At 61.1% G+C, this 24312-nt stretch carries 28 protein-coding genes; 13 read left to right on the forward strand and 15 right to left on the reverse strand.

Features of this window, described 5'->3' with window-relative positions; translation table 11 throughout:
* Positions 1 to 348: 348 nt before the first annotated feature.
* Both KY495_RS00435 and rpoD read right to left on the reverse strand, forming a co-directional pair.
* Positions 349 to 924 carry a PEP-CTERM sorting domain-containing protein gene (locus KY495_RS00435; RefSeq protein WP_219881827.1) on the reverse strand — a complete coding sequence of 192 codons (576 nt, stop codon included), beginning with the start codon at positions 922 to 924 and terminating at the stop codon, positions 349 to 351.
* Positions 925 to 1374: 450 nt separating this feature from the next.
* Positions 1375 to 3846 (reverse strand): RNA polymerase sigma factor RpoD, encoded by a 2472-nt coding sequence (gene rpoD, locus KY495_RS00440; protein WP_219881828.1) that lies wholly within the window; start codon positions 3844 to 3846, stop codon positions 1375 to 1377.
* Between the two features lie 438 nt (positions 3847 to 4284).
* On the opposite strand from rpoD, the gene KY495_RS00445 reads away from it, so the two are divergent.
* The 4 genes from KY495_RS00445 to KY495_RS00460 are packed head-to-tail and all read left to right on the forward strand — an operon-like array spanning position 4285 to position 7485.
* On the forward strand, positions 4285 to 4845 hold the full coding sequence (locus tag KY495_RS00445; protein ID WP_374040977.1) for a ProQ/FINO family protein: 561 nt from the start codon (positions 4285 to 4287) through the stop codon (positions 4843 to 4845).
* Positions 4846 to 4854: 9 nt separating this feature from the next.
* On the forward strand, positions 4855 to 5457 hold the full coding sequence (locus KY495_RS00450) for a 3'-5' exonuclease (protein ID WP_219881830.1): 603 nt from the start codon (positions 4855 to 4857) through the stop codon (positions 5455 to 5457).
* Positions 5458 to 5515: 58 nt separating this feature from the next.
* Positions 5516 to 6214 (forward strand): cytochrome c4, encoded by a 699-nt coding sequence (locus KY495_RS00455; RefSeq protein WP_219881831.1) that lies wholly within the window; start codon positions 5516 to 5518, stop codon positions 6212 to 6214.
* Positions 6211 to 7485 (forward strand): cytochrome c, encoded by a 1275-nt coding sequence (locus tag KY495_RS00460; RefSeq protein ID WP_219881832.1) that lies wholly within the window; start codon positions 6211 to 6213, stop codon positions 7483 to 7485. Before KY495_RS00455 ends, KY495_RS00460 begins: the two co-directional genes overlap by 4 nt.
* 63 nt (positions 7486 to 7548) lie before the next feature.
* Here the strand turns inward: KY495_RS00460 and KY495_RS00465 are convergent, their stop codons facing one another.
* From KY495_RS00465 to KY495_RS00475, 3 genes are all read right to left on the reverse strand, one after another.
* The gene (locus KY495_RS00465) at positions 7549 to 8562 is read right to left on the reverse strand and encodes an IS110 family transposase (RefSeq protein ID WP_219881833.1); all 1014 of its coding nucleotides are present in this window, start codon (positions 8560 to 8562) and stop codon (positions 7549 to 7551) included.
* A gap of 614 nt (positions 8563 to 9176) precedes the next feature.
* Complete coding sequence (locus KY495_RS00470) at positions 9177 to 10331, reverse strand: type IV pilus twitching motility protein PilT (protein WP_219881834.1); 1155 nt, start codon at positions 10329 to 10331, stop codon at positions 9177 to 9179.
* Between the two features lie 147 nt (positions 10332 to 10478).
* On the reverse strand, positions 10479 to 11123 hold the full coding sequence (locus KY495_RS00475) for an SAM-dependent methyltransferase (protein WP_219881835.1): 645 nt from the start codon (positions 11121 to 11123) through the stop codon (positions 10479 to 10481).
* Between the two features lie 184 nt (positions 11124 to 11307).
* Here KY495_RS00475 and KY495_RS00480 point away from each other — a divergent pair, with 184 nt between their 5' ends.
* The 4 genes from KY495_RS00480 (at position 11308) to KY495_RS00495 (ending at position 13699) form a co-directional block, all read left to right on the forward strand.
* Positions 11308 to 12204 (forward strand): SPFH domain-containing protein, encoded by an 897-nt coding sequence (locus KY495_RS00480; RefSeq protein WP_219881836.1) that lies wholly within the window; start codon positions 11308 to 11310, stop codon positions 12202 to 12204.
* Positions 12205 to 12216: 12 nt separating this feature from the next.
* A complete protein-coding gene (locus KY495_RS00485) occupies positions 12217 to 12411 on the forward strand; it encodes a hypothetical protein (RefSeq protein WP_219881837.1) in 195 nt (64 codons plus the stop codon).
* 31 nt (positions 12412 to 12442) lie between these two features.
* Positions 12443 to 12763 (forward strand): hypothetical protein, encoded by a 321-nt coding sequence (locus KY495_RS00490; RefSeq protein ID WP_219881838.1) that lies wholly within the window; start codon positions 12443 to 12445, stop codon positions 12761 to 12763.
* Between the two features lie 150 nt (positions 12764 to 12913).
* Positions 12914 to 13699: a head GIN domain-containing protein gene (locus tag KY495_RS00495; RefSeq protein WP_219881839.1), complete on the forward strand. Its 786-nt coding sequence runs from the start codon at positions 12914 to 12916 to the stop codon at positions 13697 to 13699.
* 30 nt (positions 13700 to 13729) lie between these two features.
* Here KY495_RS00495 and KY495_RS00500 read toward each other — a convergent pair whose 3' ends face one another.
* A complete protein-coding gene (locus tag KY495_RS00500) occupies positions 13730 to 14326 on the reverse strand; it encodes an isoprenylcysteine carboxylmethyltransferase family protein (protein WP_219881840.1) in 597 nt (198 codons plus the stop codon).
* Between the two features lie 130 nt (positions 14327 to 14456).
* Between KY495_RS00500 and cadR the strand changes: the two genes are divergently transcribed.
* Positions 14457 to 14882: a Cd(II)/Pb(II)-responsive transcriptional regulator gene (gene cadR / locus KY495_RS00505; protein WP_219881841.1), complete on the forward strand. Its 426-nt coding sequence runs from the start codon at positions 14457 to 14459 to the stop codon at positions 14880 to 14882.
* On the opposite strand, the gene KY495_RS00510 is transcribed toward cadR, so the two are convergent.
* The 3 genes from KY495_RS00510 to purU are packed head-to-tail and all read right to left on the reverse strand — an operon-like array spanning position 14879 to position 16802.
* The gene (locus tag KY495_RS00510; protein ID WP_219881842.1) at positions 14879 to 15355 is read right to left on the reverse strand and encodes a copper chaperone PCu(A)C; all 477 of its coding nucleotides are present in this window, start codon (positions 15353 to 15355) and stop codon (positions 14879 to 14881) included. The genes cadR and KY495_RS00510 overlap by 4 nt on opposite strands.
* Positions 15356 to 15371: 16 nt before the next feature.
* Complete coding sequence (locus tag KY495_RS00515) at positions 15372 to 15914, reverse strand: YaeQ family protein (protein WP_219881843.1); 543 nt, start codon at positions 15912 to 15914, stop codon at positions 15372 to 15374.
* 18 nt (positions 15915 to 15932) lie between these two features.
* Positions 15933 to 16802 carry a formyltetrahydrofolate deformylase gene (purU, locus tag KY495_RS00520; RefSeq protein WP_219881844.1) on the reverse strand — a complete coding sequence of 290 codons (870 nt, stop codon included), beginning with the start codon at positions 16800 to 16802 and terminating at the stop codon, positions 15933 to 15935.
* A 142-nt stretch (positions 16803 to 16944) separates the two neighbouring features.
* Between purU and KY495_RS00525 the strand changes: the two genes are divergently transcribed.
* The 4 genes from KY495_RS00525 to KY495_RS00540 all read left to right on the forward strand — a co-directional run bounded on the left by KY495_RS00525 (position 16945) and on the right by KY495_RS00540 (position 19670).
* A complete protein-coding gene (locus KY495_RS00525; protein WP_219881845.1) occupies positions 16945 to 17976 on the forward strand; it encodes an NADP-dependent oxidoreductase in 1032 nt (343 codons plus the stop codon).
* A 214-nt stretch (positions 17977 to 18190) separates the two neighbouring features.
* Positions 18191 to 18613 carry a TIGR01841 family phasin gene (gene phaP, locus KY495_RS00530; protein ID WP_219881846.1) on the forward strand — a complete coding sequence of 141 codons (423 nt, stop codon included), beginning with the start codon at positions 18191 to 18193 and terminating at the stop codon, positions 18611 to 18613.
* 17 nt (positions 18614 to 18630) lie between these two features.
* On the forward strand, positions 18631 to 19176 hold the full coding sequence (locus KY495_RS00535) for a hemerythrin domain-containing protein (RefSeq protein ID WP_219881847.1): 546 nt from the start codon (positions 18631 to 18633) through the stop codon (positions 19174 to 19176).
* Positions 19177 to 19289: 113 nt separating this feature from the next.
* Positions 19290 to 19670: a KGG domain-containing protein gene (locus KY495_RS00540; RefSeq protein ID WP_219881848.1), complete on the forward strand. Its 381-nt coding sequence runs from the start codon at positions 19290 to 19292 to the stop codon at positions 19668 to 19670.
* A 113-nt stretch (positions 19671 to 19783) separates the two neighbouring features.
* On the opposite strand, the gene KY495_RS00545 is transcribed toward KY495_RS00540, so the two are convergent.
* From KY495_RS00545 to KY495_RS00570, 6 genes are all read right to left on the reverse strand, one after another.
* Complete coding sequence (locus KY495_RS00545) at positions 19784 to 19930, reverse strand: hypothetical protein (protein WP_219881849.1); 147 nt, start codon at positions 19928 to 19930, stop codon at positions 19784 to 19786.
* Positions 19931 to 20389: 459 nt separating this feature from the next.
* Positions 20390 to 20533, reverse strand: coding sequence for a DUF2474 domain-containing protein (locus tag KY495_RS00550; protein ID WP_219881850.1), 144 nt, complete (start codon positions 20531 to 20533; stop codon positions 20390 to 20392).
* Positions 20533 to 21540, reverse strand: a complete 1008-nt coding sequence (gene cydB, locus KY495_RS00555) for a cytochrome d ubiquinol oxidase subunit II (RefSeq protein ID WP_219881851.1) — start codon at positions 21538 to 21540, stop codon at positions 20533 to 20535. The genes KY495_RS00550 and cydB overlap by 1 nt, the downstream gene beginning before the upstream one ends.
* The gene (locus KY495_RS00560) at positions 21530 to 22975 is read right to left on the reverse strand and encodes a cytochrome ubiquinol oxidase subunit I (protein WP_219881852.1); all 1446 of its coding nucleotides are present in this window, start codon (positions 22973 to 22975) and stop codon (positions 21530 to 21532) included. Before KY495_RS00560 ends, cydB begins: the two co-directional genes overlap by 11 nt.
* Positions 22976 to 22989: 14 nt before the next feature.
* The gene (locus KY495_RS00565) at positions 22990 to 23556 is read right to left on the reverse strand and encodes a GbsR/MarR family transcriptional regulator (RefSeq protein ID WP_219881853.1); all 567 of its coding nucleotides are present in this window, start codon (positions 23554 to 23556) and stop codon (positions 22990 to 22992) included.
* 101 nt (positions 23557 to 23657) lie between these two features.
* On the reverse strand, positions 23658 to 24260 hold the full coding sequence (locus tag KY495_RS00570; RefSeq protein ID WP_229518446.1) for an ion channel: 603 nt from the start codon (positions 24258 to 24260) through the stop codon (positions 23658 to 23660).
* Between the last annotated feature and the right edge of the window lie 52 nt (positions 24261 to 24312).

Genomic DNA, 24312 nt, shown 5'->3' on the forward strand with positions numbered 1-24312 from the left:
ACAATTGGAGAGACTTGGTGTCATTCTGATATGTAGAATGAACCTCGGATAGTAAAAAGGGTGCGACATCCTCGTGCCCCTCTCCTGACTAGCCCATTGGCGCACCCGAAGCGATTCGGGTGCGCATTTTTTTGGCCACGCGTGTGTGCTGGCATCGAAGGCATCAAACTTCCATTGCGTGGCGGCGACACAGCATTGACCAGTTACCGCGTCAGCGGCTGCGCAGCAGCAAGGTGCCGAGGGCATTCACAGCGACCGGCACAGCCGGCAAAAAAAAACCCAACAGTTGCTGACTAACTGTTGGGCACGCGCTATGCAGTGTGCACTGCGACGAACTCCAGATGACGATCAGGCGCTTTTCTTGCGACGAGCAGCAACCAGGCCAACCAGGCCCAGGCCCATGAGAAGGACAGAGGTCGGCTCTGGCACCTCGTTCGCGGCGCTCAGCGTCCACACGCCCGGGGTGTAGCCGTTCGTATAGTAGTTGTAGTTGTAGTCATTGCCATAGAGGCCCTTGCCACTGGCGTAGATCTGGCGGCTCGGGTTGCTGATATCGTAGAAGTAATTCGTGTAGGAGTAGCTGTTCGGATAGTCAGCGTCAATGAACAGGAAATTGTTTTGCAATCCGTCGAACGACACCACGCCGCCACCCGACACCCAGGTGTACCCGTAATAGTAGTCGCTGGTCCTGTGCATGCTGGAAGCGTAGAGGTTGCCGCTGCCGTTGTAAGCGATGCCATTGATCGAGGCCGTGATGTTGGACAGGTTGGTGATCAGGTTGCCATTGGCGGTACCGGTGAAGCTGCCTTCGATCAGCACGCCATTGCCAAAGGCATAGCTGTAATTGTAGAGAGCGTCAGCGTGAGCTGCCGGTGCAGCAAAGGCGGCGGAAATCAGGGCAGCGATGGTGATAAGCTTTTTCATGATTCTCTTTCAGAGTTAATTGGTCTTATCCCAGCTATAGCACAATGCATGCCAGCAACAATTATTGATGGAAATCAATGAATTGCAATATGCCCCGCCACCCCGCCGCCAACCGCTGTAATGTTTCTCGACATAACCTTTAGTTTTGTTTTGGAAACGACAAGATTAATCAGATCAATGATGTTCAAGTCGCCACATTCCTTCCCGTAAAAATGTCGTCATTACAATTCCCCCCCTCTTTGGCCACATCCACATGTAAAGAATGTCGACATGCGTCCGGCTCCAAGCGCCACGGCTGGACCACTCCGATGCCCAAAAAAAAAGGGCGCCCCCAACGGAACGCCCTCATTCACCACCTCAGCACTGCACTAACAATTTCCCAAGTTCAGGGTCAGACCACTTAAACCGGTCAAAATCAATGTCTTGCCGGCAGTGTTAGATGCCTCTGCCTCAATGGTTGTGCAGGAAGCTCTTGAGCTTGTCCGAGCGCGACGGCTGACGCAGCTTGCTCATGGCTTTGGCTTCAATCTGGCGAATCCGCTCGCGCGTGACGTCAAACTGCTTGCCTACTTCTTCCAGCGTGTGATCGTTCGACATTTCCACGCCATAGCGCATGCGCAGCACCTTCGCTTCGCGCGGCGTGAGCGAGTCCAGCACTTCCTTGATCACGTTGCGCATCGATGCATGCAGCGCCGCGTCCAGCGGGGCCAGCGTGGTGTTGTCTTCGATGAAGTCGCCCAGTTGCGAATCGCCATCCTCGCCCATCGGCGTTTCCATCGAAATCGGCTCTTTCGCGATCTTCATGATTTCGCGAACCTTGTTCTCTGGCATTTCCATCTTGAGTGCCAGGGTTGCCAGGTCCGGCTCGCTGCCCGTTTCCTGCATGATCTGGCGCGAGATGCGGTTCATCTTGTTGATCGTCTCGATCATGTGCACCGGCACGCGGATGGTACGGGCCATGTCCGCGATCGAACGGGTAATCGCCTGGCGAATCCACCACGTGGCGTAGGTCGAGAACTTGTAGCCGCGGCGGTACTCAAACTTGTCCACGGCCTTGAGCAGACCGATATTGCCTTCCTGGATCAGGTCGAGGAATTGCAAGCCACGGTTGATGTACTTCTTGGCAATGGAAATCACGAGGCGCAGGTTGGCCACCGTCATTTCCCGCTTGGCGTGACGGGCCCGCTTTTCGCCGGCCGCCATCTGCTTGTTAATCTTGCGCAGGTCGGCCAGCGGCAGCGCCACGCGCGCCTGCAGGTCGATCATGCGCTGCTGCAGTTCCTTGATGGCAGGAACATTGCGGCTCAGGACCGTGCTGTACGGATAGGCGCAGTCGACTTCACGGTCAACCCAGCCCAGATCCGTTTCATTGCCCGGGAACACCTTGATGAAGTGGGCGCGCGGCATGCCGCAGCGGTCCACGCAGATGGCCAGCACGGCCTTTTCGATGTGGCGCACTTCATCCATCTGGCCGCGCAGGGTGTCGCACAGCTTTTCCACGACCTTGGCCGTGAAACGAATGCCCAGCAGTTCGTTGGAAATGACTTCCTGCGCCTTGACATACTTGGCCGAGCCGTAGCCCTCTTTCGTGAAGGCAGCCGCCATCTTGTCGAATTCGGCTTCGATCAGGGCGAACTTGTCGAGCGCGCCCACCTTGAGCTGATTGAGCTGCTCGGCCGAAAAGCCGGCCGCGCCGCCATTGGCGTCGCCATCTTCTTCCTCGTGCTCTTCATCGTCTTCTTCATCGTCGTCCGAGGCCACGTGCGGCGCCGGGGCGGCAGGCGCCGACGATTCGTTCAGGTCCACGAAACCGTCGACCACTTCATCGACCTTGATCTCGTCGCGCGCGATCTTGTGCGACAGCGCGATGATTTCAGCGATCGTGGTCGGACAGGCGGAAATGGCCTGGACCATGTCCTTCAAGCCGCCCTCGATGCGTTTGGCGATCTCGATTTCGCCTTCGCGCGTGAGCAGTGCCACGGCGCCCATCTCGCGCATGTACATCCGCACCGGGTCGGTGGTACGGCCAAAATCCGAATCGACCGTCGACAGTGCGGTGGCGGCGGCAGCTTCCACTTCGTCGTCGCTGGTGGCGGTGGCGACGGTGTCGGTCAGCAGCATCATTTCCGCGTCAGGGGCGCGCTCGTAGACGGCAATGCCCATGTCGTTGAAGGTGGCGATGATGCCTTCCACCGCTTCCGGATCGATGATGTTTTCCGGCAGCTGGTCATTGATCTCGGCATAGGTCAGGTAGCCGCGCTCCTTGCCCATGTTGATCAGGTTCTTGATCTGCAGGCGGCGGCGCTCCATGTCCGCTTCGGTCGCTTTCGGGTCGGCCGGCAGCGTCACGCCACCCTTGGCCTTGCGCTCCCTGGCTTTCGATACCGCCTTCAGTTCGGCGCGCTCGACCGCGTTCAGTGCCGCCACTTCATCATTCTCGGGCGTAAATTCGCTTGGCTTGCGGCCGCGGCGGCCCGGCACCTTGACCGATGGCAGCAGGTAGCCGGAAGTGTCGATGGCGGCCAGCGCGGCGGCGTCCGTGGTCTGGCTGACCGACTTGCCGGCCGTCTGGATCACATTCGGTTCCGCGTCCAGCGCCTTCTTGACGGCGCGCGCTTTCGGCGCCGCCTTCACGGCGCCCTCGCCCGCTTGCGCAGCATCCGCGGCCGGCGCGTCGACCACGGCCAGCTTGGAGCGCTTGCGCACCACCACCGGGGCCGAGGCCTCGCTGTTGTTGGCCGCCTCGGCGGCGGCAGCTTCCACGGCGGCCAGGCGCGAGCCTTTTTTGACGACCGTGACCTTGGCAGCCGCTTCCGTTTCCAGGAAATAGGACGTCGCAGTCTTGGGCACGGCCAGCGGCGCGGCGCCTTTGCGCGGCGCTTTGGCGGCGGTAAGGGTCAGGGTTTTGGCTTTGGTCGTCATAAAAACTCCAGTCAATAATCCAGCCGGACCGGGCGCAGGGTCCATCCAGATAAGTGTTCAGGTAGCCCGCGCTAAGGGCAATGGTGGCCGCATGCGGCCGCGCGCATCAGAACGAAAAAAAGCCCGCTGGTAAGAAACGGGCTTGATCTATTATTCCAGTGAAGAATAGAGGAGACACCGCCATTATGCCCCAATGCAAGATATAGGGATAATTGATATATCGCATATCAGATATCACCCAGGCTTATTCTTGCGGGACACCCACGGTCCTCTTTCGTCGAGCTGATACGTCTGCGCTGGCGCAAACCGCGCGCAGGGCAAGGGGCGGATCATACACGATTTCGCAGCGCGCGGATCATGTTGAAGCGCGGCACTGACGAATAAAATCCCGGCACGTGCGAATGTGTACATGCTATCCTTCCGGTTCCAGATCTTATTATGAAGTCAATGAATACAACTAGTCTTGTCGCCGAGCCGGCCGAAGTCCCAGCCGCCGCGGCACCCGCAGCGCCCGCCCCTGTCACTGAAGCGAGCGCCGCACCGGCGCCCAGCGCCGACGCCAAGCCTGACACTGCGCAGGCTCCGGCCACCCCGGCCAGTGCCCCGTCGCCGCGTTCGCTGCTTAAACAGTTCCAGCAGCAGTTCCCTGCCTTCCGCGATTGCCTGCCCCTTGCCATCGGCATCGACAAGCAGATTCTCGCGCGCATGCCCGATCTCGACCGCAAGACCATGCGCACGGCGCTGGGCATTCATACCGGATCGCTGCGCTACCTGCGCGCCATGGAAAAAGCCACCCAGCGCTTTGACCTGGACGGCGTTGCTGGCGCCGACGTCACCGACACCCACCGCAGCCACGCCAAGGAAACCTTGCAGCAGCGCTTCAAGAAAGAAGCCGAGCGCAAGAAGGCCGAGCGCGACGCCGCCCAGGCGGCAGAAGCGGACCGCCTGCGCCAGGAAAAGCTGCAACTGCTCGCCTCGAAATTCTCGCGCAACGGTTAATGCGCGGTGATGACTGACGAAGCAGCTCCGGACCGCCCCGACGAACCCGAACTTCCTCCCTACGAAGGCATCGCCATCACCGCCGTACGCATGGTGAAGACACCGGCGGAAGCGGCGGCGGCGCTGACCGTGCTGTCGGCCATGGATGCGATTGGCTTTGACACCGAATCGAAGCCCACGTTCATGAAGGGCGAAGTGTCGACCGGCCCGCACCTGGTGCAGCTGGCCACCGACGAGGTGGCCTACCTGTTCCAGATCGTGCCGGGCAGCGCCTTTGACCTGATGAAGCCGGTGCTCGAATCGCGCGACATCATCAAGGTAGGCTTTGGCCTGCAGGACGACGTCAAGCGCATGCGTGCCAAGCTGGGGATCGACATGGTCAACGTGCTGGACCTGTCGACGGCCCTGCGCAGGAAGGGCGAACGCAATACGCTCGGGGCCAAGACGGCAGTGGCACGCTTTTTTGGGCAGAAGATGCAAAAGTCCAAAAAGATCACCACGACCAACTGGGCCATGCCGCGCCTGTCGGAAAAGCAGATCCTGTACGCTGCCGACGACGCCCACGTGGCACTGAAAATCTACCGTCACTGGCGCAGCAGCAGTCCTGCCTGACCACGCGCTACGCCGGGAAGTGCGACAATCATGGCATCTCCGCTCACTCGACGCCATCATGCTCACACATTTCATCCGGTCTCTTTGCCTGCTGGCCTGCCTGGCCGCGCCGCCCCTGCATGCGGCCGAGCGGCCTGCCGTGCTGCCCGACACCATGGCCCAGCGACTGTTGGCCTGCGCATCCTGCCACGCCAAAAAAGACGTCAACGACCAGTACTACCCGCGCATCTCCGGCAAGCCGGCCGGCTACCTGTACAACCAGCTGGTGAACTTTCGTGATGGGCGCCGCCAGTTCCCGATCATGACCTACATGGTCGACCACATGTCCGACGACTACCTGCTGGCGATCGCCAGGCACTTCGCGGCCGAACATTTGCCCGCGCCCCCACCGCAGCCGACCGGCGTGAGCGCGGCGATACTGGAGCGCGGGCGGGTACTGGCCCTGCAGGGCGACCCGGCACTGAGGGTGCCGGCCTGCGTGGCCTGCCACGGCCAGCAGCTTACCGGCGTCAATCCGGCCATTCCCGGCCTGCTTGGACTGCCGCGGGACTACGTCAACGCCCAGCTGGGCGCCTGGCGCAACAAGACGCGCCGTGCCCACGCGCCTGACTGCATGGCCGATATCGCGGCCCGCCTGTCGCTGGCCGACGTGGCGGCCGTGTCCAACTGGCTTGGCGTGCAGCCGGTGCCGGCCAGCGCCCGGCCGGCCGAGAGCATCGCCCGGCCGTTGCCGATTGCCTGCGGGAGCGCGTCATGAAACGCACCATCCTCATTCTGGCTGGCGTGGTGGCCGCCTTGCTGCTCCTGTCGATCCTGATCGCCTGGCCGCGCACCGACATGGTGGCTTCCTCGTCGCCGGGGGCGTATGCGTCGACACCTGCCAACATCGCGCGCGGCGCCTATCTGGCCAAGGCCGGCGACTGCATGGCCTGCCACACCACGCGCGGCGGGGTGCCCTATGCGGGCGGGCGCGCGCTCGATACGCCGTTCGGGCGCGTGGTGGCGCCCAACATCACGAGCGACCGCGAAAGCGGCATTGGCGCGTGGACGGCCGACGACTTCTGGAATGCTCTTCACAACGGCAAGTCGCGCGACGGGCGCCTGCTCTACCCGGCCTTCCCCTACACCAGCTACACCAAGGTCTCGCGCGACGACGCGGACGCACTGTACGCCTACATGCGCACGATCGCCCCGCACAAGAGCGCTCGCCAGCCGCACGCATTGCGCTTCCCGTACGACCAGCAGTTCATGCTGGCCGGCTGGCGCCTGCTGTACTTCACCCCCGGCGTCTACGTCAACAACCAGACCCAGTCTGCGCAATGGAACCGCGGCGCCTACCTGGTCGAGGGGCTGGGCCACTGCGCCGCGTGCCACAGTAGCCGCAACCGCTTCGGCGCCAGTGAAGAAGGACTCAAGGGCGGCATGATCCAGACGCTGGGCTGGTATGCGCCTTCCCTCACATCCGACGCCGAAGCCGGCCTGGGTGACTGGGAAGTGCCGCAGATCGTGGACCTGCTCAAGACCGGCATCTCGGAACGGGCCACCGTGTTCGGCCCGATGGCTGAGGTGGTGCAAAAAAGCCTGCAGCACGTTTCCACCGACGATGTGACGGCCATGGCGGTGTACCTGAAATCGCTGCCGGCGCACGGTGCGCCCCCGGCGAAGGTAGCGCAAGGGCCGCAGGTCGAGCGCATCCTGGCCGACGGCAGGAAGACCTATGAAGCGCAGTGCATGGAGTGCCATGGGGCCGATGGCAAGGGGCTGCCGCCGCACTATCCGCCGCTGGCGGGCAACCGGGCGCTGACCATGACGGAAGCGGTCAACCCGATCCGGATAGTGCTCAATGGCGGCTTTGCGCCCACTACCGCGGGCAATCCGCGGCCATACGGCATGCCACCGTACAGCCACGTGCTCAGTGACCAGGAAATCGCCAACGTGGTGTCGTACCTACGAAACAGCTGGGGCAACCGCGCCCCGCTCGTGACTTCGGCCGAAGTGAACCGCTACCGGGGCGTGCCGCTCGACTAGGGGTGGGCCGGCCACGTCTTCCTGGCCGGTCAGCTACCGTAAATCAATTTCCCACAGGCGGGGTCAGATACCGTCTTGAATTGCAAGCCCGGATTGCAAGTAATTTGCATCGAAGGGCTTGTTTGACCGCAGGACCCCGTAGATCAGATGTGCCAGCTTACGCATGACAGCGCTGACCACGGCCATCTTGGCCAGGCCGTTGTCCGATAAGCGGGCCGCAAAGGCCCTGAGTATCGGGTTGTGCGTCTTGGCCACCACGCCCGGCATGTACAGCGCTGCTCGCAGTTGACCACTGCCGATTCGGCTGATCATGGTCCGGCCTCTTACCGAACTGCCCGATTGCCGTTGCTTGGGAGTGACGCCGATGTAAGCGGCGAAGGCCTTGGCGCTGCTGAACTTTCGCACATCGCCCGCATAGCTGATGACTTTGGCTGCCGTGGCGCGTCCCACGCCCGGAATCGTCGTCATTAGCTCAACGTCAGCCCGCATCCCAGGATCGCTATCGATATGGGTGTCGATATCGTTCTTGAGCTGCGCGATCTGGGCATCCAGCCAGTCCACGTGCTCTTTGGTGTGCTTGGCCAAGTCAGTTTGCCCGGCGAACTCATGCGCTTCAATCCGGTTTGCTTCCTGCTGGCGGATATCCTGAAGTGCACTGAGGCGCTCCACCCATCCACGCAACAAGCGCTCAGCTGGCGGCGGTGCCACCCAAGGTTCCGGCGTCATTGCTCGGCAATACCGAGCAATAACGCCGGCATCGACCTTGTCGTTCTTGTTTCGAATGTTTTCGCTCTGAGCGAAGCCCTTGATGCAGCCTGGATTGACGATGCTGACCTTCATGCCAACTGCCTGCAGATTGAGCGCTACGGGCTCGCTGTAGATGCCGGTTGACTCCATGCAGGCGTGGACTGTCGTCACATCGACCTTTTGCTTGGTCACCCAGTTCGCCAGCTCGGCGTATCCGGCCTTGCTGTTCTCAACGACCTTGTTCTTCAGTTTGCCGCCTTCCAACAGCGCGGCGTCCAACTTCTTCTTGCTGACATCAATTCCCAGAATGGGAGCGTGCGTAGTTTCCATTTGTTGACCTGTCTCGTATGCAGGCTCTAAGGCCTAAGATACCGTCCGGACTTGCAAGGAAAAAACGGGCAAAGGCACCTATCTGACCCACAGACTACTCGTCTCCGACCACGCCGATGTCACTCTGCCCGACCAATAAATCTGGCCCACATTCTGCCAAATTTTCGGTAACTCCAATATACGAGACCACTTAAACGCACCAAAATCAATTTCCTCTGGCCAGGGTCAGACCACTTAAACAGGGCGAAATCAATTGTTTCGGATGATTTGAATGCCGACAGGCATTTAAATTCGGGCTAGGAAAGTGGCTCTGGGCAAACCTGCTCACAGCGCCGGGCGACTTTGACCTACAGCCCATACCAGATCGCCCGATACTGTTGATTCTCCGACAGAAAACGCATACTGCCGGGGACCCAGTGGGAAAACGCTAGCCTTGGCGCGCCCCTTTAGGCGTACAAAAAAAGTTGCTTTTGTCGGCTCTAAGTGGTCTGACCCTGGCGCAGGGAAATTGATTTTGGCTCGTTTAAGTGGTCTGACCCTGGTGTGGGGAAATTGATTTTGGCAGGCAGGCGGCAGCGCGACCTTGATGCCAAGGCCGCCCCAACGGTCCGGCACTACGCGGCGTCGAGCATGGCGCTGTAGCAGGCGTCGGCAAAGCCGATGCGGTCGGTAGTGGCATTGCGGGCGTCATCCATGCTGATTTTTTTGTCGCGCAGCAGATTGACCAGCGCCGCGTTCATGGAGTGGCAGCCTGCGTTGAACTTGCCCGTGCCCCCATCCATCAGCCCACGCACCTCGGCCACGCGGCCAGATTCGATGATGCGCTGCACTTCAGGATTGGCGGTCAGGCATTCGGTGGCGAGGTAGTAGCGCTCCCCTTCCATCGATGGCAGCAGCGCCTGGCACAGCACGCCGCGCAAGGCGCTGGCCAGCGCTTGCGCCTGGGCCTCCGTGTTGCCCAGCAGGCGCAGCATTTTTTGAAGGCCCAGTTCGGTAGAGCGCGCGTGCAGCGACGCCAGCACCAGCGGGCCCGATTCGGCCAGCGCCAGCGCTTCCTGCGCCGTTTCGGCATCGCGGATTTCGCCGATCACAATCACGTCCGGCCGCTCGCGCAGCGCGTCCAGCGCGCCCAGGTAGTAGCTCTCGACGTCGCCGTCAAACCCCACTTCGCGCTGGGTAATGATGCACTTGCGCTGGGGGATCAGGGTCTCGACCGGGTCTTCAATGGTGATGATGTGGCCCGAACGCGTCTGATTGATCTGGTCCAGCATCGAGGCGATGGTGGTGGACTTGCCCTGGCAGGTGTCGCCGATGATCAGCACCAGGCCGCTCGTCAGGCGCGCGAAATCCTGCTCGGCCGCGCGCAATCCCAGCTGGGTCAGCGGCAGCGGCTCCTTGGGAAAGCGCCGCACGACGCAGCCCAGCCGCTTCTTGCCCTGGAAAGTAAAGCAGTTGGCGCGAATGCGGGCGGTGTGCAGGTCGATCGAGCGGTCAAACGCACGCACGGCAATCCGCTCGGCCCAGTCCGGCTCAATCACTTCAAAAAACTCTTCCAGCTCTTCCTTGGTGATGGGCGAATCGCTCACCGCCACCAGGCCCTTGGGCTGACGCAGCATGAGCGGACTGTTCTGGTGGATGATGATGTCGCTGAAAATCAGCTTGGAGTTGAGCAGGTGCAGGATCTGCTCGACGAGGGTGCCGAAGACGGGATGGTCTTCGTTCTCGATGTAAGTGAGCGTGCGGATTTGCGAGGACTGGTGGTTTTCCATCTGATGGCGTCTCTGGTAGGCCGCGACAAAATTGTGCGTGCGATGATCGAGACAATTATAAGACGAGTACGCAGATGCGAAGCGGAAAGATTGCAGTTCGGATATAAAAAGTGATGCAGAAAAACCGCAGTCCCCGCCCCGCGCAAATCAGAAGCGCCGGAACGGTCGCTGGAATCCCGTCTTGGGGTCGGTTGACATGCGCACGCCATCCTGGTCCACCCACACTTCGTCGGGCGGCTCGTCGCCGGCCAGTGCCCCGGCCACAACCGGCAAGCCTTCGCCCTTGCGCACCAGCTCGTCGGCGCGCTCATACACATTCTTGCATCCGGTCTCGGCCATCAGCGCCTGCACGATGGGCACTTTCCAGGCGTCGGCGCCGGCCGACTGAAACTGGCAGATCAGGTAGCCGTCCTTGCCCCCAAACTGTTCGACCAGCAAACCCGGCAGCAAGTCCGCCTCGGCATGGATGCGCTTGACGATCTGGTCCGGCCGCGCCTTCGATGCCGCTGCCGCACTTTTCTCCAGCGCAGCCTTGACCCGGCGCTTGATCAGGGCGTGATCGACCGGCTCGTTTTCGTCGAAGGTCCAGACCCGGGCCCGGATCTGCGACTTGCTGTTGTAGGCCGCGCGCGCGAGAAATTTTTGCGACGATGACTGCACGATGGCCGTGCCGCCCGCCTTCATCTTTTCGTTGGGCTTGCCATCGACCTTTTCCACGGCCGACGCATAGATGAAAGGGTCGCCGGCGAGCAGGCTTTTTTCCTTGCCTTGTTTGATGGTGATGATCAGCATGAGATTTCCGTAAAAGATGATGCAGGGCGACATGATACCGCTTTGGCCGTGTCGCAGGACAGTTACCGCTGTTGCCAGACAAAGCGCTGCGCGCGCCGGCGAAAAGTTGCAAGGATGGCTTGACAAAGACTTCACGAGATCCTAAAGTGATATCACTTTGATGTCTAACCTGAAGGGGAACAGCATGGCTGCAGCACATATTCGGCGTGAAGCGTCGTTTTCATCCACCAATGGTTATCTGGCACTTGCCGGCGGCGTGGCCATGGCCCTGCTGGCCTTCTATCTGTTCAAGACGGGGGTGGAGGCGGACCTGCCCCTGCCCTTTATCCTGGCCGCCTTCCTTGCCGGCTTTTTCGGGTTTCTTTGCCTGGTGGGCCTGTACATGCTGCAGCCCAATGAAGGCGCGATCCTGACCCTGTTTGGCAAGTACATCGGCACCGACCGCAGCGAAGGCTTGCGCTGGGCCTTTCCGCTGTACACCAAGAAACGGCTGTCGCTGCGCGCGCGCAACTTCAATGCGCCCACGCTCAAGGTCAACGACAAGCGCGGCAACCCGGTGGAAATCAGCGCGGCCGTCGTCTGGCGGGTGCGCGACACGGCCCAGGCCCTGTTCGAGGTCGATGACTTCGAGCGCTATGTCCAGATCCAGGCCGAGGCTGCGCTGCGTCATCTCGCCTCGCAGTATGCCTACGATGAGGGCGAAGACTTGCCGGACGGCGAAACCACCCTGCGCGCCGGCATGGATGTGGTGGCTGAAGCATTGAAGGTAGAATTGCAGGCCCGTTTCGAGGCTGCCGGTGTGGAGGTGCTCGACGCCAAGCTGACGCACCTGGCTTACGCTGCGGAAATCGCCCAGGTCATGCTGCGGCGCCAGCAGGCCGAAGCCATCATCAGCGCCCGCGCCAAGATCGTGCATGGGGCCGTTACCATGGTGGAAGCGGCGCTCAAGGGCCTGTCCGAGCGCGGCATCGTGGATCTCGATGCCGAACGCAAGGCGGCCATGGTCAGCAACCTGCTGGTGGTGCTGTGCTCGGACAAGGAAACCCAGCCGATCATCAATACCGGCACCCTCTATAACTAAGGTCGCACGTCCATGGCAAGTCCCGGCAAGAAAGCCTATCCGCTACGCATCAGCCCGGCGCTGTGGGAACAACTGCAGCGCCTGGCCTCGCGCGACCTGCGCAGTGTGAATGCGGAGATCGAGTTCCTGCTCCGGGAGGGTTTGACGCGCCGCGGCATCAAGGTGATTGACGCACCGCTCGACGCGGGTGACGAGGCTGAGGAATAATGGCAAGTTCCCGCATTGATTCTTATTGATCATGGTTAAGCCTCGCCCTCGACGTTCGCGCAACAAGCCGCCCGACCCAGCCTGGGTCAAGCCCTTCACCCTCGTCCTCACGGTGGGACTGGCAGCCCTGTTCATCACCGGCCTGCGTGATCTGATCGGCTACTTCATCGAGGGCCAGTCCTGCATGGGGCGCCATTGCAACGACTGGGCCAGCGAGCCGTGGGGGTTTATTGGCCACGTGGCCACCCAACTGTTTTTCCTGTTCATGTTCGGTGGCTTGCTGGTCGGTTGCACCAATGTACTCAAGCACGGCCTGCAGCCGCCACCGGAGAACGGGGCTCCGCCACACTAGCTTTCACGCAGGCTGCTTCCGGAAGCGTTTCGGCCATCGCCCAATTTTGCATTCCAGTCGGCATCCCGTGCACTCTGTCGCATAGCGGGGGCGCGGCCGGGCCGCTTTTTCTATGATGGCAGCACTACAACCAACAACCCGGGAGCTGTCATGCATTCACCATCCTTTTTCCATACGCCGCTGCGCAAGCTGGTGCTGGCCCTGTCGCTGAGCGCCTGTGCCATTCCATTTACCCACACCACCGCCGGCGCGCTGGACTGGATGGGCGGCGAGAAAGTCCAGGGCAGCGGCGTGATCAAGCAGCAGACGCGCAACCTGCCCGCCTTCTCGGGTGTGTCTCTGAACGTGCCTGGCGACATGGAAGTGCGCCTCGGCAGCACGGACAGCATCACCATCGAGTCAGACGACAATATCCTGGCCCGTATTGAAACCGTGATCGACAATGGCACCCTGAAAATCCAGCCGGCCGAACGGAATATGAACCTGCGCACGCGCCACATGAAAATCGTCCTCACCGCGCGCAGCCTCGACCATATCTCGGTCGGCGGTTCCGGGTCGGTGGAAGCGCCCGCCCTCAAGGCAAGCAAGCTGAAATTCAATATTGGCGGCTCCGGCTCGATCAACGTCCAGGGCGTGGAAGCGGACCAGCTGGCCGTGAGCGTGGGCGGCAGCGGCGACTTCAAGAGCAATGGCGGCAAGACGCGTGCCCTGTCGGTCTCGATCGGCGGCTCCGGCGACGTCGACCTGGGCCGCGTCCAGGCCAACGACGCCGCCGTCAGCGTGGCCGGTTCCGGCGAAGCCGTGGTCTGGGCCACCAACAAGCTGAGCGCGACGATTGCCGGCTCCGGTGACGTGAACTACTACGGCGATCCCAAGGTCAGCCGCTCGGTAGTGGGCTCGGGCAGCACGGAACGGCTCGGCGCCAGCCCCCGCTGATGCGGCATCGGCCGCGCGTGCGCGCGGCGCCTACAGCCAGCGCCGCACGCGTGCGCAATATTGTTCATAAGCGGGCCCATGCTGCTGCCGGAGGAAGTCTTCCTCCAGCCGCACCTGGAATTGCATGACCAGGTCGCCGGCCAGAAAGAACGCCAGGGTGACGGCGTTGGGCTGGACCAGCACCAGCGCCCCCAGGCACACCCGCATCGCCAAAAAAATCGGGTTGCGCGACCAGCCGAACAAGCCGCTTGTCACCAGAGCGGTACCGGTCTTGCGGTCAATGCCGATGCGCCACGACAGGCCCATCTGATACTGCGCCGTCACGGTCCAGCAGATGGCCACGGCCAGGGCCGCCCAACCGGCACGCGCCAGCGTGGCCGCTGCCGGCAAGTGCAGCGCGCCCATCTGCATGCCCACGGCTGGCCATAGCAGCCGCACCGTGAAATAGGCGAACAATCCGGCAATCACGCATTTCATGGCCCGCGACACGAAGCCGTAGGCATCATCGGCGCTGGGCAAGACGTAGGGATTGCGTCCCGTGCTGCGCCACACGCGCACGGTCGGCACCAGGAAGGCCGCCACAAAATACAGGGTGAACACCCCCGTTAACCAGCCAGTTTCGTTCATGTCTACTCTCCCCGCCGTATCGGCAACAATTGCTGCAGGCCTGGCCCACACGGGCTGGACCCTGCAGCACATTGCCTATTAGGCACCCTGTAGTTACCATAGGGTCAAGCAGGTATTCAAGAAAGTGACGATGATGAACATGAAAATTGGCGCGCTGGCAGCCGCTGCCCAGTGCCAGGTTGAGACAATTCGTTTTTACGAAAGGGAAAGCTTGCTGCCGCCCCCGGTACGCTCAAGCGGCAACTATCGCCTGTACAATGCGCGCCACCTCGAACGGCTGGCTTTTATCCGGCATTGCAGGTCGATGGAGATGTCATTGCCGGAAGTGCGGCGCCTGCTCCATTTCCGGGATGCGCCCGAAGAAAGCTGTACCGAAGTCAACCAGCTGCTCGATGCGCATATTGCCCGGATCGGCCAGCGCATGGCGCAGCTGCAGGCCATGCAGGGCGCCATGCTGGCCCTGCGGACGCAATGCAGCCAGGACCTGGCGGCAAAGTACTGCGGCATCCTCAACGGCCTGGCCGTCACGCCCGCTAGCGTCGAATGCCCGGCCTAGTGCCCCATGTGCCCGGCTTGTCCCGGGCTGACAAAGGTCATGGGTTTGACCGGCACCTTGACCGTGATGTTCTCGATTTTCTTGCCCTTGCTTTGCACCCGGAGCGTCAGGTCGATGGCTTCACCTTCCTGCAACTGCCGCGTCAGGCCCATCAGCATGATGTGATATCCGCCGGAAGCCAGGTTGACGCCCTTGCCAGCCGGCAGGTCGATCCCCTCGACCCGCGCCATTTTCATGGTGGTGCCCGACATTTTCATCTGGTGCAGTTCCACCGTGGCGGCAATCGGGGAGCTCACGCCCACCAGGCGCGCCGGCACCGCCGACTGCACATGCATGAAGGCGCCCGTGCTCTTTTGGGCCGGCACCGTGGCGCGCACCCAGGGCGCCGTCACGCTCAGGCTGGCCGCTCCGTGGGCAAGGGAAGTCATGGCCATTGCGCCGGCCAGCAGGAGGGTGGAAAGATGTTTTTTCATGGTAGCCATTATATCGTTAGCGGACAGCCTTGAAATCTTCCCGCTCGATCAGCACCGTTGTCACGCTGTCGGTCAGGTAGATCTGGCCGTCCTGGATCGTGCACTGAAGCTGCATATTGCGGTTGGCCAAGGCTTCAAGGCCCGCGCTTGCTTCTGCCGGGATGTTGATGACACTGAGATTCTTTGCCCGCTCCAGCTTGTTGGCGATCTGCTTGTACCAGATATGGCTGGTGGCGCTGTAGCTGTATACAACCACGCGCTCGCTGCGCCCGCACGCTTTCATCAAGCGCTTCTCGTCCGGCTGCCCTACCTCGATCCACAATTCGATGGCCCCGGTCAAGTCCTTTTGCCACAGGTCCGGCTCCTCGGTATCGAACAGGCCCTTGGTGAAGGTGAGCGACTCGCTGGCATGGATGGCAAAGGCCAGCAGGCGGATCATGACGCGCTCGTCGGTCTCCGACGGGTGCCGCGCCAAAGTGAGCAAATGCGACTGGTAATAATTGCGGTCCATGTCCGCAATTTGAAGTTCTGCTTTGTAGATGGTTGCTTTGAGAGCCATTAATGCACTTGCCTTTAATTATTTAAAGACGACAGTCTTGTCGCCGTTTTGCAAAATCCGGTGTTCCACGAACCATTTCACGGCGCGCGCCAGCACCACGCACTCCACGTCGCGGCCGATGGCGCTCAGGGTCTCGGCCGTCATGGCGTGATCGACCCGCTCCACATCCTGTTCGATGATCGGGCCTTCATCGAGGTCGCCCGTCACAAAATGGGCGGTCGCGCCAATCAATTTCACGCCGCGCAAGTGGGCCTGGGCATACGGCTTGGCGCCCTTGAAGCTGGGCAGGAAGGAATGGTGGATATTGATGGCCTTGCCGCGCATGGCTTCGCACAGCCCCGGCGACAGGATTTGCATGTAGCGCGCCAGTACCACCAGGTCAATCTTGTGGGTATTCATGATGTCGAGCACGCGCGCTTCCTGGGCCAGCTTGGTCGCTTCGTCGGCCCCCGTGGCCAGTGGCAAATGGTGGAACGGAATGTTGTAGCTGGCCGCCAGCTGGTAGAACTCCATGTGATTCGAGACAATGGCTGGAATCTCCACGGGCAGCAAGCCGCTCTTGTAGCGAAACAGGAGGTCGTTGAGGCAATGTCCAATTTTCGACACCATGATCATGACCCGTGGCTTGACTGCGGCATCGTGCAGCTGGCCCTGCATGCCGAGCTGGGAGCACAGGGCGGCAAAATCGTCACGCAGCATGGCGTCGGACACGGCACTGTCTTCCAGGGCGAAGTGCATGCGCATGAAAAACAGTTTCGACTCCGCGTCACCGAACTGGGCCGAATCAATGATATTGCAGCCATGGTCGGCAAGAAAGCCGGATACGCGATGCACGATGCCGCGCTGATCCAGGCAAGACAGGGTCAGGATATATTCAGGTTGCGTCATATAGAGAGCGATAGTGGGACGGGTCATACCAACCTTGTATTGTCGCATGCTCAGCCATACAGCGAACACCAAATAAAAAAGCACGGTCGTTTTAATTCTCGGGTATAGTAATCAGATTGCCACCTCACACAAGGACCAGACCATGTCGACCACCCTGCTCTCGAATCTGCAATTCCGACTCGCCGCCCGCCCTGTGGGCATGCCCAAACGCAGCGACTGGCAGGAAGTCACGGAACCGGTGCGCGCGATTGCCGACGGCGAGATCGTGGTCAAGGCGCTGTACCTGTCGCTCGATCCAGCCATGCGCGGCTGGATGAATGAAGGCAAATCCTATATCCGCCCTGTCGGCATTGGCGAAGTCATGCGCGCCGGCGGCGTGGGCGTGGTGGTGGAATCGCAGTCGGACAAGTTTGCCGTGGGCGACTTCGTATCCGGCGGCATTGGCGTGCAGCAGTACTGGACTGGCGCTGCCACCGACAAGACCGCCGGCTTTTACAAGATCGATCCGCGCATGGCGCCCCTGACCACCTGGCTCAACACGCTCGGCATGCCCGGCATGACCGGCTACTTCGGCCTGCTCGAATCGGGCCAGCCCAAAGCGGGCGAGACGGTGGTGGTGTCGGGTGCGGCCGGCGCCGTTGGCATGACGGTGGGCCAGGTCGCCAAGCACCTCGGCTGCCGCGTGGTTGGCATTGCAGGCGGCAAGGAGAAATGCGATTTCGTCGTCAACGAACTGGGCTTTGATGCCTGTATCGACTACAAGAACAGCGAAGTCAAAGATGGCCTCAAGCAGCATTGCCCCAACGGCGTCGATGTCTACTTCGACAATGTGGGCGGCGAGATTCTCGACACGGTGCTCACCCGCATCAACCTGCGCGCGCGCATCGTCATTTGCGGCGCCATTTCCCAGTACAACAATACGACGGCCGTCAAAGGGCCGGCCAACTACCTGTCGCTGCTGGTCAACCGCGCGCGCATGGAAGGCATCGTCGTGTTCGACTATGCCGACCGCTATCAGCAAGGTGTGGCCGCCATGGCCAAGTGGATGCAGGAAGGAACGTTCAAGAGCAAGGAAGATGTGGTCGAGGGCTTGGAGAACTTCCCGGAAGCACTGCTGATGCTGTTTGAAGGCAAAAACTTCGGCAAACTGTGCCTGAAAGTCGCCGACCAGTAAGCCCCAGCGCGCTTGCCGTACCTGGCGCCAGTGCCCGATGGGGCTGGCGCCTTCCCCTCTCCTGCCTGCCATCCGCGCCATGACTGCTTGACCCACGCGGTGCCTGCCGCGCGTTGACGGAACTTGGTGCCACGCCTGACGTCTACCCCCTTCATGTTCGAGGCGCGCGCATCCCGCGCGGCGCTGCCCTTATCCGACTATCACGAGGTAGCCAATGGCAAGCTTTCCCAGCACTCCCTTCGGGCGACCGGGCTTCGACGCCCAAGCCTCCTTCGTTGCCGACCTGACGCGCCGCTCTTGTGAGCTCGCGCGCCAGCTTGGCGAACTTAATATGCGCCTCACACAGCAACTGGTGGAAGACACGGCAGAGGCCTCGCGCCAGATCCTGGCTTGCACCAATCCCGCACAGGCGCTGACGGCGGCCGCAAACGCGGCCCAGCCGGCCCTGGAACATCTGTACAGCTATCAGCAGCGCCTGGCCGGCCTGTTCACGGGCATGCAGCCGGCCTCCCCGCGCAGCACGCCCCATCAGCACAGCGCCGGGCGCGGCGGGCACGACAGCCTGGCAGGAGGCGATCCGCTCACCAACGCTTCGCGCGCCGACACCATCGCCGGCGCTGCCGGCTACGCGCACTAGCCGTGCCGGAGACCACCATGGCCAATCAAGAAAAGCCCGGGCGCGACGCGCTGGAGGTGCTGCGGGCGGAACACGCGCGGATCAAATCGCTGTTTCGCGACTTTGACAACCTGCCCGCGGACGACGATGACGACGACCAGCGCAAGGCAGAACTGGTTGACGACATCTGCTACGAGCTGGCGGTTCACGCCATGATCGAAGAAGAGATCTTCTATCCCGCTGTGCGTGCCGGCGCCGGCCAGCAAGAACTCATGGACGAAGCGGACATCGAGCACGCCGGCGCGCGCGAATTAATCAGCCAGCTCGAAATCATGTACCCCGGCGACGACCATTTTGACGCCATCGTCACGGTCCTCGGCGAAGAGATGGCCCACCACATGGACAAGGAGGAAAGCGCCATGTTCGCCGCGGCGCGGGCCGCCGGGATCGACCTGCAGATCCTGGGCAGCCAACTGGCTGCGCGCAGGATGGCGCTTGACGAGGACCTGACCGCGCCGCCGGCCACCATGGATCCGATCGACCCGCGCGACGGCACCCGGGGGCCACCGCGCCCTCCCAATTAGGCAGGCAAGACAAAACAATCGGTGACAAGGAACTAAATATTCCGGGCGTATCTCTAATTTACGAGCGCGCATGAATGCGCGATAAGACCGGCCAATAATTCAAGGAGATCGAGATGGCGACCAGCAAGGAAGGCGCGAGCAAGAGCAGTAGCTCCGGCAATGCGCAAAAGAGCGACAGTTCCGGCAATGCCCAAAAAGGCGCCGGCAGCAGTGGCCCGGCAAAACGGGGATTCGCTGCCATGGATGAAGAGCAGCAGCGTCAAATCGCCAGCAAGGGCGGCCAGGCCGCGCACCAAAAAGGCACGGCCCACGAATTCGATTCAGAAGAAGCGCGGCGCGCTGGCCAGAAAGGCGGCGAAGCGGTCAGCCGCAATCGCGCGCATATGGCAGACATTGGACGCAAAGGTGGGGAAAGCCGCCAATCCGCAGCACGCAACATGAAAGCAGCAGCTGCCGCTGACAAGGGATCGCGCCAGGGTGGCAAGGAAGAATAGCCTATCGACTCCGCGCCGAGGCCGGAATGCACGAGGTAGGGGCCGGGCGACTGTTAGCAATGGTCAGCGACTGGTAAGGATGATCAGCGATTGTTGGCAATGGTCAGCGACTGTTAAGGATGATCAGCGATTGTTGGCGATGGTGAGCAACTGCAAGCGATGGTCAGCGATTTATCGATGGTCAGCGGAGCGATTTTCAGCGCGTGGGAGCAGTCGTGAGCGCCGTCGCCAATCGCCCACCAGTCTTCAGCGATCATCATCTGTCATCGAGAGGCATCGGCAATCGACCAATGTCTTCTCGATCGCAAGCAGTCTTTCAGAGTCGTCCACTATCGCCGATCAGGCTTCGGCGGTCGCCAGAAATCTTCGGGAGTCATCTGCAATCGGCGGCAGTGTTAGGTGATCACGAGCGGTCGTCGCGAGTTATGCGCAACGTTATGCAGTCGTTGAGAGTCGTTAGCTGCCGTCGGTAGTCGTCAGCAGCCGTCAGTAGTAGTCAGCAGCCGTCGGAAGTCGTCGGCAACCGTCGGCAACCGTCGAGACGCGCCCCCAGTCGGCAGGCATCAGCGATTGTTTGCAGTGGCCGTCCGTCGCCAGATCCGATGGAACACGGCATCATCATGACATCTCACGCTGCCTGCGGCTCGTTGTCGCCGCACGCCGACGGCGACAGGCCGGCAGAAGTTAGCGCCGTATGGGCCTGGGGGACGGTCCACCATTCAGCTACTCAAGCCTACTGCGTTCATCACCACTTTCATCAGAGCGGCAGCGATTCCGAGCGCCGCCACGCTGAGCACCCAGATGAGAATGAGCCAGCCGAGCCGCTTCCACCACGGCCCCGGCGTATTGTTCTTGTCATCCATTAGTGGTATCCATCCCCGGCCCGCACTTTTCCACGAAATACATAATATGACCAGATCGTGTACATCAAAATAAACGGAATGATCAGCAATGCGCCCACCAGGGCAAAGCCCTGGCTTTGCGGGGGCGATGCCGCAGCCCAGATCGTGATATCGGGCGGGACGATATTGGGCCAGACGCTGATGCCCAGACCGCTGTAACCGAGGAAGATGAGCAAGAGCGTGAAGACGAACGGTCTCACCTGTGCATTGACGGCGAGGGAGCGCAGTAGACCCCAGCTACCGGCCACCACCAGAATTGGCACCGGAGCAAACCACACGATATTCGGAAAACTGAGCCAGCGCGCCGCGATACGGGGGTCGATCAGCGGCGTCCAGATACTGATCACCACGATCGTCGCAAGCAGCATCCAGACCAGCGGCCGCGTCAAACGGTATGCGTGCCGTTGCAGCGCCCCTTCGGTCTTCATGATGAGCCAGGTACTGCCCAGGAGCGCGTAAGCGACCATGAGGCCGACGCCGGTGAAGATCGAGAACGGCGACAGCCAGTCCAGGGCACCGCCCGAAAATGTGCGGTCAACCACTGAAAAGCCCTGGATATAGGCCCCAAGCGCCACTCCCTGGAAGAAAGTCGCCACCATCGAGCCGCCCGTGAATGCCTTGTCCCAGAAATGGCGCTCGTGATCGAGTGCCTTGAAGCGAAATTCGAAAGCGACGCCGCGGAAGATCAGGCCGATCAGCATGAAAATCAGCGGTAGATATAGCGCGCTCAGGATGACCGAATACGCCAGGGGAAACGCGGCAAGAAGACCTGCGCCACCCATGACCAGCCAGGTCTCATTGCCATCCCACACGGGTGCGACGGTATTCATCATGACGTCACGCTCTTCCTTGTCCTTGAAGAAGGGATAGAGCAAGCCGATGCCAAGATCGAACCCATCCATGATGATGTACATCATGATCCCGAACAGGATAATGACGGCCCACACGATCGACAGATCAATTCCCATCTTCTACTCCTTCTTGTGGCGCGACATCATCACGGTCAGACTTGCGTGCCGCGGACAGCGGGCGCATTGGTGTCCTGGCCTGACCGGGCCCACCTACCTCGGGATGGCGTCCTTCGCTGATAACGGGTCCCTTGCGAATCATCCTCAGCATATAGGCAACGCCGGTGCCAAACACGGCAAAATACACCAGCACGAACAGCGCCAGCGTGATGCCGAGCTGATTGGCACTGTGGCGCGACACCGCATCGGCGGTGCGCATCACGCCGTAAATGATCCAGGGCTGCCGGCCAATTTCCGTCGTATACCAGCCCGCCAGGATGGCAACGACGCCCGAGCCGCCCATCCACAAGGAAAAGCGCAGGAATGGCCTGCTCGTCCACAAGCGCTTCCTCCAGCGCAGCCAGACGCTGATCACCCCCAGCAGGATCATCAACAGGCCAAGCCCAACCATGACCCGGAAGGACCAGAAAACAATTGTTGAATTGGGCCGATCGGCGGGCGCAAATTCTTTCAGGGCGGGGACCTTGCCATCCCAGCTGTGGGTCAGGATGAGGCTTCCCAGGCGGGGTATTTCCACCTTGTACTTGGTGCGCTCTTCCTCCATGTCAGGGATCCCAAACAGAATGAGGGGGACACCGTCGTTGCCGCTGTTTTCCCAATGCCCTTCCATCGCCGCTATTTTTGCAGGCTGGTGCTTCAAGGTATTCAATCCGTGAAAGTCACCAATGACGGCCTGCAACGGTGCGACGATCACCACCATCCACATCGCCATGGAAAACATTTTCCGGATCGCCGCGTTGTCCGTCCCGCGCAGCAGGTGCCAGGCGGCGGAAGCACCGACGAACAGCGCCGTGGCGAGAAAGGCGGCCACGCTCATGTGCGCCAGCCGGTAGGGAAACGAGGGATTGAAAATGATGGCGAACCAGTCGGTAGGCACGACGCGGCCGGCGACGATCTCGAAGCCCTGCGGCGTTTGCATCCAGCTGTTCGAGGCCAGAATCCAGGTGGCGGAAATGAGCGTGCCCAGCGCCACCATGGCCGTGGACAGGAAGTGCAGCCCCGGTCCCACCCGGTTCCAGCCAAACAGCATCACCCCCAGAAATCCCGCTTCCAGGAAAAAGGCGGTCAACACTTCATAGGCGAGCAAAGGCCCGGTAACGCTCCCGGCAAAGTCGGAATAGTAGCTCCAGTTCGTGCCAAACTGGTAAGCCATGACCAGGCCGGAGACCACCCCCATGCCGAAATTGACCGCGAAAATCTTGGACCAGAAATGGTAGAGATCGCGGTAGAGTTCCCGGCGCGTGCGCAGCCAGCACGCTTCCAGCACGGTCAGAAAGCTGGCCAGGCCGATGGTGATGGCCGGGAAAATGATATGAAACGATATCGTGAAACCAAACTGGACGCGCGCCAGTTCAAGGGCAGTCAAGCCGAACATTGAGGTCTCCTTGCCTACGTGGCCTTGTTCTTGCGGAAAGTGCCGCGCACGGTATCGCCCACGTCGAGCAGCTTACCCACGGTCGATCCCATCTTCATGAGCGACGTCAAGGTCTCGGGAGAGAGCCGCTGGACGTCGTCGAACCAGGCGCTGGACAGTTCAATGAGTTCATACATCTCGCGCATGCGGGCCTGAGCAACGATATCGGCTTCGGTACTCGGCGTCTCCAGCAGGGCGTCGCGCAACATGGACAGCGTCGGCTCCACTTCGCGGCGGCGGCGCTCTTCGATCAGCGCCTTGAAAATGTCCCACACATCCTTGGGCGGCTCAAAATACTCGCGCCGGTCTCCCGGCTGATGCAGCAGCTTGACCAGGCGCCATGATTGCAGCTCCTTGAGGCCCATCGAGACGTTGGAGCGCGAAAACTGCAGGTGCTCGGCAATTTCGTCGGCGTTAAGCGGCTTGCTCAGGACGAACAGCAAGGCATAGATTTGCCCGACTGTCCGGTTGATGCCCCAGCGGCTACCCATTTCGCCAAAATGGAGGATGAATTTTTGTGCCAGCGGTGTGAGATTGACCATGTGGTTGATGCCGTTAAGTTTTGAATTTTCAGGAATTACTGAAATTATAGGAGAAAAAAACAGGCCGTGCTGAAGACGGCCCGTTTTGCCGGAATGGGTGGCTATTTCGGGGCGCTGTGATCCCGTTGCATGGTGAGCGCAATCAGGCGGGCCACCACCCCGGCCAGGTAAATCAAGCCACAAAACATTTCCACGCTGGCCACGGCGCGCGCCTGTGGCGTGAGGGGAATCACGTCCCCGATGCCGGTGCTCGACAACAGCGCAAAGCTCAGATAGTTCAACTCCGTCCAGGTACGCAGGTCGCCCGGGTTCACTGCCGCGGCGAACGTACCCGGCTGGAGCGCCTGGATCAGGATGAACACGTGGGTAAAGCCCCAGGCCAGCAAGGTGAAGGTTGCTCCGGCAGCAAACAGCTCGTCGGTCGTGGCCTTGTAGTCTTCCATCATGTAGGCAATCAGGCTGAGGGCCGCGTAAAAATAAAACGCTGCTTCCAGGCCGGAAACCCAGGGCAATACCCACGACAGTCCCAGCAGCCAGTGCAGCAGCTGGCCGCAGATGATCAGCACGGCCAGACTGGCGCTGATCCATGCCGGGCGCGGCGTGGTGCGGACCATCCGGATGGTAAAGCCGAGCACGACGACACCGAACAGGTTGAAAGCCACCAGGCCGGCGCGGGTCGATTCAATGAAAGGGTAAAGCAGCATGCCGCTCAATTGAACCAGCAACAAGATGGCGGACGGATGGCGGCGGGTGTGG

Source organism: Massilia sp. PAMC28688 (genome assembly GCF_019443445.1).
Classification (GTDB): Bacteria; Pseudomonadota; Gammaproteobacteria; order Burkholderiales; family Burkholderiaceae_D; genus Telluria_A.